The sequence below is a fragment of the Flavobacterium sp. ST-158 genome (assembly GCF_058309975.1).
In genome coordinates this window covers 642049-659588 of the sequence record NZ_JBZEEN010000001.1, presented here as the reverse complement: position 1 = coordinate 659588, position 17540 = coordinate 642049, and the positions used below count along the sequence as shown (strand labels likewise).

The following is a 17540-nucleotide window of genomic DNA, read 5'->3' as shown; positions in this document are numbered from 1 at the left end:
CACGATTGTTTTAAGTGGTAAAAAAGTTGTGTCTTATTACTGTTGATTTTTTGTTTTTTATAGATTAAACGAAGCGCCAATATTAAGCACAAACTGATTGTTTAAACGTTCAAAACCAACTGCTTCTGGTTTGTATTTTGCAATAGGGAATCCTATTTCGCTCATGATTCCAAAACCATCTGTGAAGAAATAACGAATTCCTAAATGAGCACCAAAGTTTCTCAGTCCTAAATCGAGTCCAGGATAGATGTCTACTTTTTCGTCCACATTAAAAACGTTTCCTAAATTAGCATTAAAACGAACTTTAATATCGGCTCTGTCACCAAAATCAGGTTTATTTCCTTGTGCGTCTTTGTCGATAGACAATAAATAGGAAGTAAGAACTCCAACAGAAATGTTTTCTCCTAATCCAAAATCAGTAGATAGACGAATTCCGGAGCCGTGTTCCTGGATATTGGCGGCAATATCAAATTTAGTATCTCCTTTTCCTTTAAAAGCTTGTGCATTAATAAAACATACAGAAAGCAATACAATGAGTGTGACTATTCTTTTCATAATAATTTTTATTGCAAATGTACTTAATTTCTTCCTTTTTCGTCAAAATATAACTGATGTAGCGGTTCACTTTGCCAAAATTCTTTGGTATCAATATCCATAATCGTTAATGGACCTTTGAAAGCTGCTCCCGTGTCGATGTTCCAAATACAGGCTTTATTTGTGGGAATGGTTTTCCCGATTCGGGTTACGGGTGTATGTCCAATGTAAATTTCGTTATATAAAGTTAGTCTTTTAGGATATAATAAATCGCTTGTTTTTAAATTTTGGTCTAATGCCAAAGCTGTTTCCCATAAAGTTCGGTCCCAATAGAATAATTTAGGAAAATATTCATAGTTTACTCCGTTCATGTTGGTAAAACCCGCATGGATAAAGAGTCGTTGATTATCGTCCAAATAATAATCCTGTAAAGATTGAAGAAATTCAATATGTCTTTGTTTGTGGCCGTTGTTTACTTTTTCATAGGCAATTACCGTTGCTTCGCCACCGTGGTTGTACCATAAAAGATTATCCTTGCTGTCTTTTAGCCAATGCAATAGCAGTTCATCATGATTTCCTCTTATAAAAACACAGTTGTTAGTGGTGTTCAATTCAATTAAATAATCCAGTACCTGTGGTGATTGGCTCCAGCCATCGACATAATCTCCCAAAAAAATGAGTTTATCTTTTTCGGTAACCTGAGCTCTTTCCATAATTTGATGTAAGGCGCGTAAACCACCGTGAATATCTCCTATAACTAATGTCCTCATTTTTGTAAAATCTGCTTTTGTATTCTAATATACTAAAAATAGCTAAAAATGTTATAGCAAAAGAATCGATTTTTTTAATTTTTGCTAAAAATTAAAAAACGTTTAATTTGGTTATTGCACATCGTATTTCATTTTTCGTAAAATACGCATGGCTTCTTTAAATGATAAGTAAACAGAAGGAAAGGCTTTTAGGTAGGTTTTAGCGTCAATTAATTTTCTTTTGGCATCTTCAAAACCATTCAGGTAGCAAATCATAAAAGTAGAAGGTAGGTTTTCAAGATCTTTTTGTTCTCTTGGATTCAGTTGCAATCCTTTTTTTAGTTTGTTTACTAATGTTTCGTTATTGTTATAAATGTGAAAAAGCATTTTTTTATTGAAAGCTGGCGGTTCAAACAGCATTTTACTTTCAATTTTATAATAGCCATTTTCGTAGAAGTAAATTGTTTGTTGTTCTAATGGATAGTAACTGGTTTTGTCATTTAATCCCAATGGAACATATTCTATAATGGTAAAAGTGTCTTCGTTGAATGAAATTGTAACGACGTCCTGATCAGAGTAAAATAATTTAATGTGTTCGTTAATTAATTCAATATCTACGCGGGATAAGAAGGTTTTTTCTCGAACATTTTTTGGAATTCCTGCCCAGCAAATCACAAATAGTTCTTTAAAAACCTTGTATTTTGGAGCCATGTCTTTGTGTCGGAAATTCATAAAATCAAATACGCCGTCCAATGTGTATTTGATGTTGTTTCTTGAATTGTTTTCAAGGTCAATTACTGTTTCGGTATTTGGGTAGTTTTTGTCTATTTTGTCTTCAACTGGTGTGGTGTTGCTTCCCCGCCTTATAAAAACACTATGAGCAGGAATGGTGTAGATTCCTTTTTTAAAAGATGAAATTTTATTCTTTGGTTTTATGGTTACTAAACCAATTACTTTGTCTTTGGGAAGGTTGGGAAAAGGGACGTTTTCATATTGAATTTTAGGAGGATTTTCTAAATAAGCGTTGACTAAATTCTGAATATGACTGTCGTCAAAAAAATCGGCTCCTATAATTTCATTGTCTTGATCTTCAACTCCAACAACTATATAAGAATTATTGGCTGGGTTAGAATTAGATAAAGCGCAAATATGTTTTAAGAATTTTGCTTTCCCTTCCTTAGTATGTAGGTTTAGTTGGCGTTTTTTGTCGTAAAAACTATTTTCGTCGTTGTGAGCAAGTAAATTCTTTATTAATAGACGCTTGTTTATCATATTTTAAAGCTCTCTTATTTTTTAAAAAACAACAATATTTCGTAAATTTAATCGTTAATATAGTTAACCTGATTTAAATAACGGAAAGATATGAAAAAGATTAAATTTTATGTGTTAACTTTTTGTTTAATAGCATTTGTGTGTTTTTCATTAGTAGGATGTAATTCTAATGATGGTGGGGCACAAACATCTAAAGTTGCTATTCGAATGACAGATGCGCCTGGAGATTATGATGCAGTATATATTGATGTACAAGACGTGATGATTAAAGCAGGTACAGGTGATGATGATAGTAAGGGGTGGATAAGTTTAGGAGGTGTAACTCCTAAAGTTTATAATTTATTAGATTTAACAGGTGGAGTAGATGTGCTGTTAGCAGATGATATTGTTCCTGCTGGATTTTTAGGACAAGTTCGATTGGTTTTAGGTGATAATAATACTGTTGTTAAAGACGGAGAAACTTATGATTTAAAAACGCCTAGTGCACAACAATCAGGATTAAAAATTAAGGTTAACCAAACTTTAGTGGGAGGTGTAATCTATGAATTCTTGTTAGATTTTGATGTAGAGCATTCTATTGTGGTTCAAGCAGGAAATTCAGGAATATTTAATTTGCATCCCGTAATACGAGTTTCAAGTACAGCTACATCAGGCGTTATTAAAGGAAATATAAGTCCTGCACTGGATGGTTTTCAAGTATTAGCTTCTGTTCAAGTGGGCGATGAAACCGTTTCTGCTTATGCAGATGAATCAGGATTTTTTCAAATTAACGGAGTACCAGCTGGGACTTATGATGTTACATTAACTCCAGAAGAAGGATCTGGAAAAGCTGAAAAAATAATTACCGATGTGGTAGTTGTAAATGGCGAAATAAATAATTTAGGAGCCATTACTTTGGATGCTATTCCTTGATTTTTGTCATATTTAAATAAAAAAAAACAGCTCAAAAGAGCTGTTTTTTTATGTCTTATTCTTTGTGTATAATAGTTGCTGAACCTTGAGCCGTACACATAACTATCAAATCAGAGATGTTAACATGGTAAGGTCTTGAGATGACAAAATGAATGATATCAGCAATATCTTCGGGTTTTAAGGGGGTGAATCCTTTGTAAACATTAGCCGCTTTTTCCGTATCCCCTTTAAAACGGACTTGGCTAAATTCGGTTTCAACTAGTCCAGGATGGATAGCTCCTACGCGGATTCCATAAGGATTCAAATCCATTTTCATCCCTTTGTTTATAGCGTCTACAGCATGTTTGGTAGCGCAATACACATTTCCATTAGGATAAACCTGTTTGGCTGCTGTAGAACCAATGTTGATAATGTGTCCTGATTTGTGCTCAATCATTTTTGGAATTATCGCTTTGGAAACATACAAAAGACCTTTTAGATTAATGTCAATCATGTTTTCCCAATCTTCAATAGAGCCATCTTGAATAGGATCTAATCCATGTGCATTTCCAGCATTATTAATAAGAACATCAATTTTAGAAAAAGATTCCGGTAGCGAATTAATGGCTTCAAAAACAGCTTTTTTATCACTAACATCAAATGAAAGACTTTGAACTTTAGTAAATAAACTGAGTTCTTTTTCGAGTTCTTTCAAGCGCTCCTGACGTCTTCCGCAAAGGATAATGTTATAATTGTTTTGAGCCAAAATTTGTGCAGTTGCTTTCCCTATACCGCTAGTGGCACCTGTTATTAATGCTGTTTTGTTCATGATTTATTGGTCTGCTTTGTTCTTTAATTTAAAATGAGTCAAAATATGGACAAATTTGGGTGAAAATAAAATAAAAAGAACCTCTTATTTTTTTTGAAATAAAAGAATTGTCGATTTTATTGGACTGTTTCTAACGTCTTTAATTTCTGTTATTTAGGTTTGTTTTTAAAGCTTACGTTTTTGGAATAAAATGGATTTATCAAACTTTTAAAAGTATAATTCTTAAAGTTCTTAAAATTATGGAAATTGTATCATAATTCGTCCTTAAAATTGCGGTATTTGTAGAAGTTTTAACCATTTTTTAACATCTTACCTGTAAAAAAAAATTCAATTTGCACTCTCAAAACTAAGGCATTAAATTCAAGGGATTAAAAATAATTTTATGGAAGAGAATACAGCGACTTTAGACATTAGAGCAATCAATGAAAAGATAGAAAGAGAGAGTGCTTTTATAGACCTTCTTACTATGGAAATGAATAAGGTGATTGTGGGTCAAAAGCACATGATTGAACGATTATTGATTGGATTGTTAGGACAAGGGCACATTTTACTTGAAGGAGTTCCAGGATTGGCAAAAACTTTGGCTATTAATACGCTTTCGCAAGCAGTTCACGGATCTTTTAGTAGAATCCAGTTTACACCAGATTTATTACCTGCCGATGTTGTAGGAACAATGATTTACAACATCAAAGCAAATGAATTCTCAATTAAAAAAGGACCTATTTTTGCTAATTTTGTTCTTGCTGATGAGATTAACCGTGCGCCTGCTAAGGTTCAATCAGCTTTGTTAGAGGCTATGCAGGAAAAGCAAGTAACCATTGGTGATACTACTTTTAAATTAGAAAAACCATTTTTGGTTTTAGCTACGCAAAACCCAATTGAACAAGAAGGAACCTACCAATTGCCAGAAGCGCAAGTGGATCGTTTTATGTTGAAAACGGTGATTGATTATCCTAAAATGGATGAAGAGCGTTTGGTTATTCGTCAAAATTTAACTGGTAGTTACGAAAAAGTAAATCAAGTAGTTTCTATCGAACAAATTTTGCGTGCGCAACAAGCTGTTCGCGAAGTTTACATGGATGAAAAAATCGAAAAATACATTCTAGATATTATTTTTGCCACTCGTTATCCTGAGAAATATAAATTGGCAGACTTAAAACCTTTAATCAGTTTTGGTTCATCACCACGTGGAAGTATCAACTTAGCTAATGCGGCTAAATGTTACGCTTTTATCAAACGTAGAGGTTACGTAATTCCAGAGGATGTTCGTGCTGTAGTTCATGATGTATTACGCCACAGAGTTGGTGTAACGTATGAAGCTGAGGCCGAAAATATCACTTCAATGGATATTATCAATAAAATTATAAACGAAGTAGAAGTACCCTAAAAAGTGAATAGTAATAAGTGAATAGTAATTAGCCTTGGTTGGTTACTATTCACTATTCACTAATTACTAATTACTAAAGAAATGGATACAAAAGAGCTTTTAAAAAAAGTACGAAAAATAGAAATCAAAACCCGAAGATTGAGTGATCATATCTTCTCAGGGGAATACCACACTTCATTCAAAGGGCGTGGAATGACTTTTAGTGAAGTACGTCAATACCAGTATGGAGATGATATTCGAAATATTGATTGGAATGTTACTGCTCGTTATAATGAGGCTCACGTAAAAGTTTTTGAAGAAGAACGTGAGTTAACCATGATGTTGATGGTTGATATTTCCGGTTCGGAGAGTTTTGGTTCCAAAAATCAATTTAAAAAAGACATCGTAACAGAAATAGCTGCCACGATGGCTTTTTCGGCTACACAAAACAATGATAAAATTGGATTGATTTTATTTTCGGACCAAATCGAATTGTACATTCCACCTAAAAAAGGGAGGTCTCACGTATTGCGTATTATACGTGAATTGATTGAATTTGAACCTAAAAGTCATAAAACTGATATTGCACAGGCATTGAAATTTTTGTCTAGTACACAAAAAAAGAAAGCGATTGTTTTTATGATTTCCGATTTTATGTCGGATGATTATGAGCAAACCTTAAAAATTGCGGCTAAAAAACATGATGTAACTGGAATTAGAGTATATGATATTCGAGAACAAAAAATGCCAAATCTGGGAATGGTTCCTATGTTAGACGCCGAAACTGGCGAGATGCAATTGGTAGATACAGGTTCTAAAGCAGTTCGAATGAATTATGAGAAATATTATCATGATCAATTAAATTATTTCAAAGAAACCTTTAGTAAATCGGGTTCTGGTGTGGTTAATACTAGAGTTGACGAAAGTTACGTAACTAAATTATTGGGTTATTTCAAATCGAGGTAAGAATCCCCACCCAGCCTCCCCGAAGGGAAGGAGTTGAAAAACAAATGTTTCAAAAAACATGAAAAAACAGATATTCTTCTTATTATTACTTGTTAGTACTTCCATTTTTGCACAACAAAAAAGAGTAGAAACAAGTATCGATACTACAAAAAATAAAATTGGTGCTGAGTTTAAGTTAACGCTAAAAACCTCAGTAGATACTTTGTCTAAGGTTGTTTTTCCAAAGTTAAAGAACATCGGTAAATTAGAAGTAATTCAATCGTATCCTATCGATACCGTAAAAAATAACGACCGTTATGAATTGATTAAAAAATACGGATTAACGCAATTTGATTCCGGACGTTATGTTATTCCTAGTATCAAGATACTTATCAATAATAAAGCGTATCAAACCGATTCGATTGCTGTAGAAGTAGCCAATGTTCAGGTGGATACTTTAAAACAAAAAATGTATGACATTAAGGATATTCAGTCTGCAAATGAAAGCATTGGCGACTGGTGGAAATACCTTTTAGGATTTATTTTAATTTTGGCTATTGGTGCCGGAATCTATTGGTTCATTAGAAACAAGCAAAAGAAAAAAATAGAAGAAGAAGTTTATAAAACTCCTATTGAAAAAGCCACTAGTTTATTGAATAATCTAGAAAAGAAAGAGCTTTGGCAAAAAGGAGAAATCAAAGAATATTATAGTGAGTTGACCGATATTGCCCGAAACTATATCGAAGAAGCTATAGAAATTCCAGCAATGGAAAGTACTACTTCTGAATTGATTGCAGGCTTAAAAGCAGCTTCTGTCAAAAAGAAAATGACAGTTACTCCTGAGACTATCGAAAATTTAGAAAGAGTTTTAAAACAAGCCGATTTAGTAAAATTTGCCAAGTCAAAACCTTTAGAATATGAAATTACTGAGGATAAAAATAAAATCCAAAAAGCAATTTTAACGCTAGATAGCTCTATTCCGGTTGAAATTCCTGCGGAAGAAGATGTTTTATTGAATGAAGTTCAAAGACAAAAACAAATTGCACTTCAATTAAAGAAAAAAAGAAACAATCGCATTGCTATAAGTGTAGCTTCTGTTCTTTTTTTATTGTTAGCCACTACTTTTTATTTAATGGCAACTAAAGGATTTGACTATGTAAAAGACAATATTCTTGGGCATCCTTCAAAAGAATTATTAGAAGGAGAATGGGTAAAAAGTGAATATGGAAATCCAGCTGTTATTATTGAAACCCCTAAGGTATTGGTACGTACCGATATGACAAAATCAATACCTAAAGAAGGAGCCGCATTGGTAAAGGAGATGCAATCTTTTACCTATGGAAGTTTGATTGATCCGTTCTATTTGATGGTTTCAACCTTAAAATACAAACAAGAGGGACAGATAGATTTGAAAAAATCAATGGAAGCTTATTTGAATTATATGGAATCTCAAGGCGCACAAAACATGATTGTGAAGCAAGAAGATTACGAAACAAAAGAAGGGATTACAGGTTTAAAAGCATACGGAACTTTTGCTAAAGTAAACACTCTAACGAATGAAAAAGACAGGATGTATTATGAAGTTTTGCTGTTTAGTCAAGATGGTGGATTGCAAGAAATATTGATTTTACATCAAGAAGGAGACAAGTATGCAAATGAAATTTCAGAGCGAGTATTAAGCTCAGTCGAATTAAAACACGAAAGTAAATAATGGCAAAAATAACTTTTTTAAATCCAGAGTTTTTTTGGTTGTTTCTTTTAATTCCGTTAGCCATAGTTTGGTTGGTTTTAAAAAGAAACCAGCAATCAGCAACCTTAAAAGTCAGTTCTATTAAGGGTTTTAAATCGTCACCATCACTATTGGCAAAGTTAAAACCGTATTTAAGTGTGCTGCGATTATTAGCGTTAAGCTCTTTAATTGTAGCAATGGCTAGACCTAGAACCGTTGATATTAGCAATAAAACCAAAACTACTAAAGGAATTGATATTGTAATGGCGGTAGACGTTTCAGGAAGTATGCTTGCTAAAGATTTAAAGCCTAACCGTATGGAAGCTTTAAAAAGAGTGGCTACTGATTTTGTGGAACAACGACCTAATGACCGTATAGGATTAGTAGTTTATGCTTCTGAAGCCTACACTAAAACCCCAGTTACAAGTGATAAAGCTATTGTAGAACAAGCGATACAAAGTATTAAATACGATAATGTATTGCAAGATGGAACAGGAATCGGAATGGGATTAGCAACAGCTGTAAATCGTTTGAAAGACAGTAAAGCTAAGAGCAAAATCATTATTTTGTTGACTGATGGAGTAAATAATGCTGGTTTTATTGAACCTGAAACTGCGGCTGATATTGCTAAACAATACGGAATAAAAGTATATACTATCGGTATTGGAACTAATGGAATGGCCGAGTTCCCTTATGCGGTAGCTCCAAATGGTCAGTTTTTATTCCAAATGATGAAAGTGGAAATTGACGAGCGATTGATGAAAAGCATTGCTCAAAAAACAGATGGAAAATATTTTAGAGCCACTAGTAACAATAAATTGGCCGAGATTTATGGAGAAATCAATAAACTGGAAACAACAGAAATTCAGGAATTAAAATTTTATGATTACGACGAAAAATTCCGCCCTTTTGTATGGTTGGCTGGATTTTTAGTATTACTTGAAATTGGATTAAGAAATACTGTTTATAGAAGTTTTATTTAGTGCCCTTTGTGGTTAAAAAGATATGGAATTAGACGAGAAAAAATATTTATACTTACTCTTTATACTGCCTCTTGTAGTGTTGCTTTTTTTATTCAATATGTATTGGAAAAGAAGAAAACAAAAGGAATTTGGCGATTTAGACATTATAAAAAGATTGAGTCCGGAACGTTCGGTTTTTAAACCTGTTTTTAAATTGGTGGTACTTTTGTTGGCTTTGCTGGGTTTAATTATTGGATTAGTAAATCCTAAAATAGGAACCAAATTAGAAACGGTAAAACGTGAAGGAATTGATATCGTTTTTGCTATGGACGTTTCTAAAAGTATGCTATGCGAAGACGTAGCGCCTAGTAGATTAGAAAAAAGCAAGCAACTCGTTTCGCAAATTATCAATCAATTAGGAAATGACCGCATAGGAATTGTGGCTTATGCAGGAAGTGCGTTTCCAGTTTTGCCAATTACTACGGACTATAGTGTAGCTAAAATGTTTTTGCAAAGTATGAATACTGACATAGTTTCCTCGCAAGGAACATCTTTGGATGAAGCAATTAGATTGTCAGGAACCTATTTTGATGATAAGAGTAAAACGTCTAAGTTGGTAATTATGCTTTCTGACGGTGAAGATCATTCCGAGGGAGCTCAGGCTGCGGCTGCAGAAGCAAACAAACAAGGCATGCGCATTATTACTGTTGGAATAGGAACCGAAAAAGGAGGAACCATTCCGTTAAAAGTCAATGGTGTAGTTCAAAGTTATAAAAGAGACCGAAATGATGAGGTTGTAGTAACTAAATTGAATCAAGCTGGTTTAGAAGAGATTGCTAAAGCTACAAAAGGAGGTTATGTAAGCGGAAATAATACTAAAGAGGTAATTGATTATATCAAGAAAACCTTAGATAATATTCAAAAAACCGAATTCGAATCGACGCAAATGGCCGATTTTCAATCGCAATTTCAATGGTTTTTAGGATTTGCATTTGTGCTTTTATTCCTGGATTTATTCCTTTTGGAAAAGAAGACCAAATGGGTTAAGAAGTTAGACTTGTTTAACGACGAAAAATAAATGGAAATTCCTTTTAAAAAACATTGCTTTTTTAAGGAAGAACAGAAAGAAATGAAAATGAAGAATTTTATAAAATACGGACTTACTTTTTTTGCACTCCTGTGGATGGGACTGGGAGTGGCATTGGCACAGGAAAAAGATAAAACTTTGCCTAAAGCAAATGAAGCATACAACCAAAGTAAGTATGCTGAAGCTGAAGCCGATTATAGAATTTCAAATTCAAAATTCCCAAACAGATCGGTTTCTCCATATAATTTGGGTAATGCTATTTACAAGCAAAATCAAGCTTCGGAGGCAAAATATGCTTACGAAAAAGCATTAAAAAATGCTAAATCTAGAGTTCAAAAACACAAAGCTTATCACAATTTAGGTAATGTGTTTATGAAAGAGAAAAACTATACTCAGGCAGTCGAGGCTTATAAAAATGCTTTGCGAAACGGTCCTGATGACGAGCAAAGCAGATATAATTTTGCATTAGCAAAAAAAATGTTGAAAGACAATCCGCCAAAAGATAACAAGGATAAAAAAGATAAAAATAAGGACAAGAATAAGGATAAAGATAAAAACAAAGACAAGAAGGATCAGGATAAAAAAGATCAAGATAAAAAGGATCAAGACAAGAAAAATCAAGACAAAAAGGATCAAGATAAAAAAGACGGAAAAGATAAGCAAGATCAAAATCAGCAGCCTAAACCACAACCAGGAGGGATCTCTCAAGATCGTCTAAAAAATCTTTTGGATGCGGTAAACAACGAAGAAAAGAAAGTTCAGGACAAGGTAAAAGCTAATAAAGTAAAAGGAAAACCAGTTCAAACAGATAAAGATTGGTAAAATTTAGTTGATTTGTTTAATCGTTAATTTGTTTTATGGAAACAGTTAAGCGATTAGACGAATAAACAGTTAAACTATTTAAACAATTTAATGAAAAGATATTTAATTCTATTACTATTATGTTTTCAGGGACTTTGGGCTCAAGTACAGTTTGAGGCTAAAGTGAGCAAGAACACATTGGGGTTAAATGAAAGACTTCGTGTGGATTTTGTGATGAATATTGATGGAGATAATTTTGACGAGCCTAGCTTTGAAGGTTTTAGAGTTGTTGCAGGTCCAAGTCAGCAGGTGAGTCAATCTTGGGTTAATGGGAAAAGTTCTTTTGAGAAAATCTATTCGTATTATTTGATGCCCGAACGTAAAGGAAGTCTGCTAATTAAACAGGCTACGATAGAGTATAATGGACAAGTGTATAAAACTACGCCTGTAAAAATTAATGTTACAGCTGCAGTTGAACAACCTAAAGACCCAAATGATACTAGTATTTCAGCAGATGACAATATCTATTTAGTTGCTGATATTTCTAAAACAAATCCTTATGTAAATGAACCCATTACGGTGGTTTACAAACTGTATTTTAGTTACAATATTGGAATTGACCGTTGGCAAGAAGTAAATAAACCAAAATACAATGATTTTTGGAGTCAAAATATTGATATTAAGCAATTAGTTGCCGAAGAAGGAATGTTTAAAGGCGAAAAGTACCGCTATGTGGTTTTAAGAAAAACCGTTTTATATCCTCAAAAATCAGGGAAATTAACTATTGAGCCACTTTCGATGGACATTGATGTGCAATTGCCAACGAATCGTAGAACTATGTTTGGGCAAATAGTAGTAAAAGAAGGTAATAAAAGAGTTTCGGCCGGTGCCAAGATAATCAATGTTAAACCATTGCCTGAAGCAGGAAAACCAGAAGATTTTACTGGTGCTGTGGGAAGCTTTGATTTTAAAGTGACACCAACTAAAACCGTACTTAAAAATGGAGAAAGTTTAGATTTAGTGGTAAGTGCAGCAGGAAAAGGGAATTTAAAATTGTTTACTTTACCAAAACCGGTAGTACCTAATGCTTTAGAAATGTATGATGCAGTACATAAAGAGCAAGTCAATACGCCACTTTCTGGGATGGCCGGAAAAATATCCGACAGTTATACCATTATTCCACAATACAAAGGGGAATATCCAATCAAATCGATGCAGTTTTCTTATTTTGATTTAACTTCAGGGAAATACAAAACTATTAATTCTCCTGAGATTATTGTCAAAGTTCTTGATGGCCCAACACCTACGGTTGCGGCTACTCCAAATTCAGGAGTTGCTAAAAATAAGGTGGTCGCTAATGAGCAGTTTCAATATATTAAGCTAACTACTAATTTACAGCCTATTGCTTCTAATGATTTCTTAGGGTCTAATTTATTTTATAGTTTATTATTGATTCCTTTTGGTTTAGTACCAATTATTGTATTGGCAAAAAAGAAAAAAGAAGCTATTGATGGCGATGTGGTTGGAAATAGAATCAAGCGAAACAATCGTTTGGCTAAGAAATATTTATCAGAAGCCAAAAAGCAAATCAACAACAAAGAACCATTTTATGTGGCATTGGAAAAAGCCATGCATAATTTCTTGAAAGCTAAATTGCATATTGAAACCTCAGAAATGAGTAAGGATAATATCAAAGAAATTTTGTTGTCTAAAAATGCAAATCCTGATTCGGTAAATGAATTTATTGCCCTTACTGAAAACTGCGAAATTGCTAGATACGCGCCATCATCGAGTGCCAGTATTCAAAAAGATTTTGATAAAGCCGTTATGATAATTTCTGATTTAGAAAAGCAACTTTCTTAATGTTTCTAGTGTTTAAAAAAATATGAAAAATATACTTTATATATTATTGTTAGTAAGTCAGGCTTTCTTTGCTCAAGAAGGCTTTGATAAAGGAAATGATTTGTATAAAAATGGCAAATATGAACAAGCAATTGATGCTTATAATTCGGTTTTAGGAGCTAAAAAGCAATCGGCTGAATTGTATTATAATTTAGGAAATTGCTATTATAAATTGAATAGGGTAGCGCCAGCCATTTACAATTATGAAAAAGCTTTGGTGTTAAGTCCTAATGATAGTGATGTACAGAATAATCTAAAATTTGCTCAAAAACGTACCGTGGATGAGATAAAAGTAGTGCCAAAAGTTGGGTTTGCTAAACTGCTTCGTGATTTTACAGCTAATTATCATTACAATACTTGGGCGTGGATTTCGGTGGCTTTTTCAGTGCTGTTTTTAGTTTGTTTTTTAGGTTACTATTTCTCTGCATTGGCACTCAATAAAAGGCTGTTTTTCTTTGGAATGTTTGTTATGTTAGTGCTGTTAGTAATTAGTGTTTCTTCGGCAATTTTTGAAAAAAGTCATTTTATTAATGAAAAACCAGCTATTGTTTTTGCCGAAATGACCGAGGTCAAAAGCGAACCACAAAAAATGGGAGCTGCGGTTGTGGTACTACATGAGGGTACAAAGGTTTTTGTAAAAGAAAAAGTAGATAACTGGAAAAAAGTTCAATTGACTGATGGAATCGAAGGTTGGATTGACAGTGATGCTATTCGTGAGGTAAAATAAGATTTTAGATTTCAGCATGCAGGTGCCTCAAGGGTCTGAAATCTAATTATTTCAAATCATCATACCATTTTGCAATGGAGGGATAGATAAAAGCGGCCGTTTTCTGAATTGGGTTGTAAAAAATAGATTTATCAAGAGTTTCCTGTTTAGCAAAAAAATGATTGTGATTGATTTTTTCGAAAACAGAAAAAATCATACCCACAATTAAAACGGTTTTTAATACGCGAAATAATCCGCCTCCTAATTTGTTGATCCATCCTAAAAAAGCAAAATCTACAATTCCAGTAAGTATTTTAGCAAGAAAATGAATCCCAATTACTACTAAAAGAAAAGTAAGGATAAAAGCAAGAATTTGAATGGTATTTGGGTTCCAATGTACGTGTTCTGAAAGGATATCTTTTGTAATAACGGAGAATTTAACGGCAAAATAAATCCCAACCATTAAAGAAAGAAAAGAAGCCAGCTCTATAAAAAGACCGTTTATAATTCCTTTGTACAAAGCAAAGGCTAATAAAGCGCCTAAAATAATATCCAAAAAACTCATAGTAAAATAGAAAAGTATAAAGAGCAAAGATAAAAGAATTATGTTGGTATCTTTGTCGAAATAATTTTATGTTTTGTGAACTCATAACTCATAACTCATAACTCATAACAAAGAGAATGTCAAGAGATACACAACTTAAAGAGCGTTGGGAAAGGCTCGTAGATATACTTTCTAATCAGTTTTCGCAAGGCGAGGATTTAGATTTAGATGCCATTATTTTTCTAATTGGAGTTCAGGAATTGGGTAAATTCCACCGTGAATACAAGAAAGATGAGAAATTAAACCTGATGCACATTGCCATTTGTCGTTTGTTAGAGCCTTATGGTTTTTATGAATTTGACTTTTATGACGAAGACGGTTGGCCACATTACAAAGTAAAAGAACAATTACCGCCATTAAAGGCGGGCGAACAATCGGTTTTAATGAAAGAAGCGATTGTGACCTATTTTATAGAAAAAGAACTAATTGATTAATTAGTGAAGAGAAATTAGTGATTAGCTTTGATAATTCTTTTAACTAATCACTAATTACTTTTTTCTACTCACTAAAAAAAAACTAAATTTGCACTCTCAATTATTGAATCAAAATGATAGATAAGATTAAAGAATATATTGGTGAAGCTCAAGCTTTTTCAACACAAGATACGGCAGAATTAGAAGCGTTTAGAATTAAGTTTTTAGGAAGTAAAGGAATTTTAAAAGACTTTTTTGCCGAGTTTAAAAATGTACCGAACGAACAAAAAAAGGAATTTGGTCAAGTGATTAATTTGCTTAAAACTTCTGCGGAGGAAAAAGTAAAAACAATCCAAGAAAGTTTAGAAAGCAAGGAAGAGTCTAAAGGGATTTATGGCGATTTGACTCGTGCGGCTGAGCCTGTAATCATAGGTTCCCGTCATCCGATTTCGATTGTAAAAAACCAAATTATCGATATCTTTTCAACTATTGGATTCAATGTTTCTGAAGGTCCAGAAATTGAAGACGATTGGCATAACTTTACTGCCTTGAACTTGCCAGAATACCATCCGGCGCGTGATATGCAGGATACCTTTTTTATCCAAACCAATCCTGATACTTTATTGCGTACCCATACATCATCCGTTCAGGTGCGATATATGGAAAATAATAAACCGCCTATTAGAACGATTTCTCCGGGACGTGTTTTCCGTAACGAAGCTGTTTCATCGCGTTCGCATTGTATTTTCCACCAAGTCGAAGGATTGTACATTGACAAAGAAGTTTCTTTTGCTGATTTGAAACAAACCTTATTGTATTTTACCAAAGAAATGTTCGGGAAATCTAAAATCCGTTTGCGTCCTTCTTATTTTCCATTTACGGAGCCAAGTGCAGAAATTGACATTTACTGGGGATTAAAAACTGAAACCGATTACAGAATTACTAAAGGAACTGGTTGGTTAGAAATTGGCGGTTGCGGAATGGTAGATCCTAATGTTTTGAAAAACTGTGGTATCAATCCTGAGGAATTCAACGGATTTGCTTTTGGAATGGGAGTAGAGCGTATTGCGATGTTGTTGTATCAAATTGGAGACATCCGTATGTTTTATGAAAATGATGTGCGTTTCTTAGAGCAATTTAAATCGATAATATAATTTATAAGTCCTTAGTTGGTAGTCCTTAGTCCTTAGTTTAAAATATTGCTAAGGACTGAGTACTAAGTACTAGGGACTCTTTTTTAAAAATGAAAAAAGACATCACAATCCCCGAAGTAGAAAACGTATTTATTGCTGCCGTTCAGGAATGGAGCGATGATTTTATGGAGAAAGTTTGGTATGCTTATTTAGTAAACGACAGCGATTTTAACATCGAAAGTGCTATGGTAGTTTCTAAAGCTTTCGGGACTATTGATGGCGAAATGAAGAAAACTTCAATTTTGCGTCATGCTTTTGTGCAGGTCCCTGCTGTTTCAGTTATTAAAATTGAAATGGTCGAAAAAAGTCTTTTAGTGTTGAATAATGAATTCATGCTGACTTATTTTATTGGAAACACTTTATACGACAAGAAATTTATCTTTAAAGCCAATTCCATTAACGAAAACAATACCGAAGAAGTGCCAATTCTATTTGTAGATGGTGTGATTGTGAGGTAAAATGTCATTGCGAGGAACGAAGCAATCTCAATAGTTGCTCATTGCAATTGCTCCCGTCATGTGATTGCTTCGTTCCTCGCAATGACATTAATCCAGTTTATCCACCAATTTTTTAAATACGGCCTTGGCATTTTTACCTTCGTACAAAATTTCGTGAACGGCATCTATAATAGGTGTTTTAGCACCATAGCCTTGGTTGAGTTTGTAAGCACTTTTAGCAGCATAATAACCTTCAGCAACCATACTCATCTCCATCATGGCACTTTTTACGGTGTAGCCTTTTCCAATCATGTTTCCGAACATTCTGTTTCTTGAAAAAACCGAATATCCAGTAACCAACAAATCACCTAAATAAGCCGAATCATTGATGTTGCGTTTCATTTTGTGTACTTTTCGAATGAATTTCTTCATCTCGCGAATGGCATTACTCATCAATACGGATTGAAAGTTATCACCATAACCTAAACCATGGGCAATTCCGGCTGCAATAGCATAAATGTTTTTAAGCATCGCAGCATATTCCGTTCCAATAATGTCATCGGTAATTTTGGTTTTGATGTAGTTGCTACTAAGATTTTGAGCAACTGTTTTAGCTTTTTCGGAATCACCACAAGCAATAGTCAAATAAGACAAACGCTCTAAAGCTACTTCTTCGGCGTGGCAAGGGCCTGTAATAACTCCAATATTGTAATAGGGAATGTCGTATTGAAAATGAAAATGTTCACCCACAATTAAACTGGTTTCCGGAACAATTCCTTTTATGGCCGAGAATATGATTTTGTCATTGAGAGAAACGGTTAGTTTTTGCAATTCGGCATCTAAAAAAGCAGAAGGAATGGCAAAAATAACGTAGTCTGCGTAAGCTACAGCTTCGTTGATATCGCTGGTTAATTTCAGCTTTTTGGTGTCAAATTCAACAGAACTAATGTAGTTTGGGTTGTGTTTGTATTTGTTTATGTGTTCAATGGCCGATTCATTACGCATATACCAGGAAACTTCATCAAGATTTGCGCAGAGCATTTTTGTAATAGCCGTTGCCCAACTTCCACCACCAATTACTGCAAACTTTTTATTTTGAACCATCTTTTTTTAGAATTTA

At 33.7% G+C, this 17540-nt stretch carries 18 protein-coding genes; 12 read left to right on the top strand and 6 right to left on the bottom strand.

What is annotated here, in order from left to right; genetic code table 11:
* Positions 1-57 precede the first annotated feature (57 nt).
* From AC4FRF_RS02805 to AC4FRF_RS02795, 3 genes are all read right to left on the bottom strand, one after another.
* Complete coding sequence (locus AC4FRF_RS02805; protein ID WP_491157933.1) at positions 58-555, bottom strand: DUF6646 family protein; 498 nt, start codon at positions 553-555, stop codon at positions 58-60.
* 23 nt (positions 556-578) lie between these two features.
* Complete coding sequence (locus AC4FRF_RS02800; protein WP_491157932.1) at positions 579-1304, bottom strand: metallophosphoesterase; 726 nt, start codon at positions 1302-1304, stop codon at positions 579-581.
* A gap of 111 nt (positions 1305-1415) precedes the next feature.
* The gene (locus tag AC4FRF_RS02795) at positions 1416-2555 is read right to left on the bottom strand and encodes an ATP-binding protein (protein ID WP_491157931.1); all 1140 of its coding nucleotides are present in this window, start codon (positions 2553-2555) and stop codon (positions 1416-1418) included.
* 90 nt (positions 2556-2645) lie between these two features.
* On the opposite strand from AC4FRF_RS02795, the gene AC4FRF_RS02790 reads away from it, so the two are divergent.
* The gene (locus tag AC4FRF_RS02790) at positions 2646-3467 is read left to right on the top strand and encodes a DUF4382 domain-containing protein (protein ID WP_491157930.1); all 822 of its coding nucleotides are present in this window, start codon (positions 2646-2648) and stop codon (positions 3465-3467) included.
* A gap of 55 nt (positions 3468-3522) precedes the next feature.
* Here the strand turns inward: AC4FRF_RS02790 and AC4FRF_RS02785 are convergent, their stop codons facing one another.
* Positions 3523-4275 (bottom strand): SDR family NAD(P)-dependent oxidoreductase, encoded by a 753-nt coding sequence (locus AC4FRF_RS02785; RefSeq protein ID WP_491157929.1) that lies wholly within the window; start codon positions 4273-4275, stop codon positions 3523-3525.
* 382 nt (positions 4276-4657) lie between these two features.
* On the opposite strand from AC4FRF_RS02785, the gene AC4FRF_RS02780 reads away from it, so the two are divergent.
* The 8 genes from AC4FRF_RS02780 (at position 4658) to AC4FRF_RS02745 (ending at position 13794) form a co-directional block, all read left to right on the top strand.
* A complete protein-coding gene (locus AC4FRF_RS02780) occupies positions 4658-5662 on the top strand; it encodes an AAA family ATPase (protein ID WP_491157928.1) in 1005 nt (334 codons plus the stop codon).
* 81 nt (positions 5663-5743) lie between these two features.
* Positions 5744-6607 (top strand): DUF58 domain-containing protein, encoded by an 864-nt coding sequence (locus AC4FRF_RS02775; protein ID WP_491157927.1) that lies wholly within the window; start codon positions 5744-5746, stop codon positions 6605-6607.
* Positions 6608-6665: 58 nt separating this feature from the next.
* The gene (locus AC4FRF_RS02770; RefSeq protein ID WP_491157926.1) at positions 6666-8297 is read left to right on the top strand and encodes a hypothetical protein; all 1632 of its coding nucleotides are present in this window, start codon (positions 6666-6668) and stop codon (positions 8295-8297) included.
* On the top strand, positions 8297-9298 hold the full coding sequence (locus AC4FRF_RS02765) for a vWA domain-containing protein (protein WP_491157925.1): 1002 nt from the start codon (positions 8297-8299) through the stop codon (positions 9296-9298). The genes AC4FRF_RS02770 and AC4FRF_RS02765 overlap by 1 nt, the downstream gene beginning before the upstream one ends.
* A gap of 22 nt (positions 9299-9320) precedes the next feature.
* Positions 9321-10355 carry a VWA domain-containing protein gene (locus AC4FRF_RS02760; RefSeq protein ID WP_491157924.1) on the top strand — a complete coding sequence of 345 codons (1035 nt, stop codon included), beginning with the start codon at positions 9321-9323 and terminating at the stop codon, positions 10353-10355.
* A gap of 57 nt (positions 10356-10412) precedes the next feature.
* Positions 10413-11186: a tetratricopeptide repeat protein gene (locus AC4FRF_RS02755; RefSeq protein ID WP_491157923.1), complete on the top strand. Its 774-nt coding sequence runs from the start codon at positions 10413-10415 to the stop codon at positions 11184-11186.
* Between the two features lie 90 nt (positions 11187-11276).
* On the top strand, positions 11277-13028 hold the full coding sequence (locus tag AC4FRF_RS02750; RefSeq protein ID WP_491157922.1) for a BatD family protein: 1752 nt from the start codon (positions 11277-11279) through the stop codon (positions 13026-13028).
* 22 nt (positions 13029-13050) lie between these two features.
* Positions 13051-13794, top strand: a complete 744-nt coding sequence (locus AC4FRF_RS02745) for a tetratricopeptide repeat protein (protein ID WP_491157921.1) — start codon at positions 13051-13053, stop codon at positions 13792-13794.
* Positions 13795-13840: 46 nt separating this feature from the next.
* On the opposite strand, the gene AC4FRF_RS02740 is transcribed toward AC4FRF_RS02745, so the two are convergent.
* The gene (locus AC4FRF_RS02740) at positions 13841-14338 is read right to left on the bottom strand and encodes a CvpA family protein (protein WP_491157920.1); all 498 of its coding nucleotides are present in this window, start codon (positions 14336-14338) and stop codon (positions 13841-13843) included.
* Positions 14339-14454: 116 nt separating this feature from the next.
* Between AC4FRF_RS02740 and AC4FRF_RS02735 the strand changes: the two genes are divergently transcribed.
* From AC4FRF_RS02735 to AC4FRF_RS02725, 3 genes are all read left to right on the top strand, one after another.
* On the top strand, positions 14455-14811 hold the full coding sequence (locus AC4FRF_RS02735; protein WP_491157919.1) for a hypothetical protein: 357 nt from the start codon (positions 14455-14457) through the stop codon (positions 14809-14811).
* A gap of 113 nt (positions 14812-14924) precedes the next feature.
* Entirely contained in the window at positions 14925-15944 is a 1020-nt protein-coding gene (gene pheS / locus AC4FRF_RS02730; protein ID WP_491157918.1) for a phenylalanine--tRNA ligase subunit alpha, read from the top strand.
* An 89-nt stretch (positions 15945-16033) separates the two neighbouring features.
* Positions 16034-16441, top strand: coding sequence for a hypothetical protein (locus tag AC4FRF_RS02725; RefSeq protein WP_491157917.1), 408 nt, complete (start codon positions 16034-16036; stop codon positions 16439-16441).
* Positions 16442-16528: 87 nt separating this feature from the next.
* Here AC4FRF_RS02725 and AC4FRF_RS02720 read toward each other — a convergent pair whose 3' ends face one another.
* Positions 16529-17524 (bottom strand): NAD(P)H-dependent glycerol-3-phosphate dehydrogenase, encoded by a 996-nt coding sequence (locus AC4FRF_RS02720; protein WP_491157916.1) that lies wholly within the window; start codon positions 17522-17524, stop codon positions 16529-16531.
* Positions 17525-17540 lie beyond the last annotated feature (16 nt).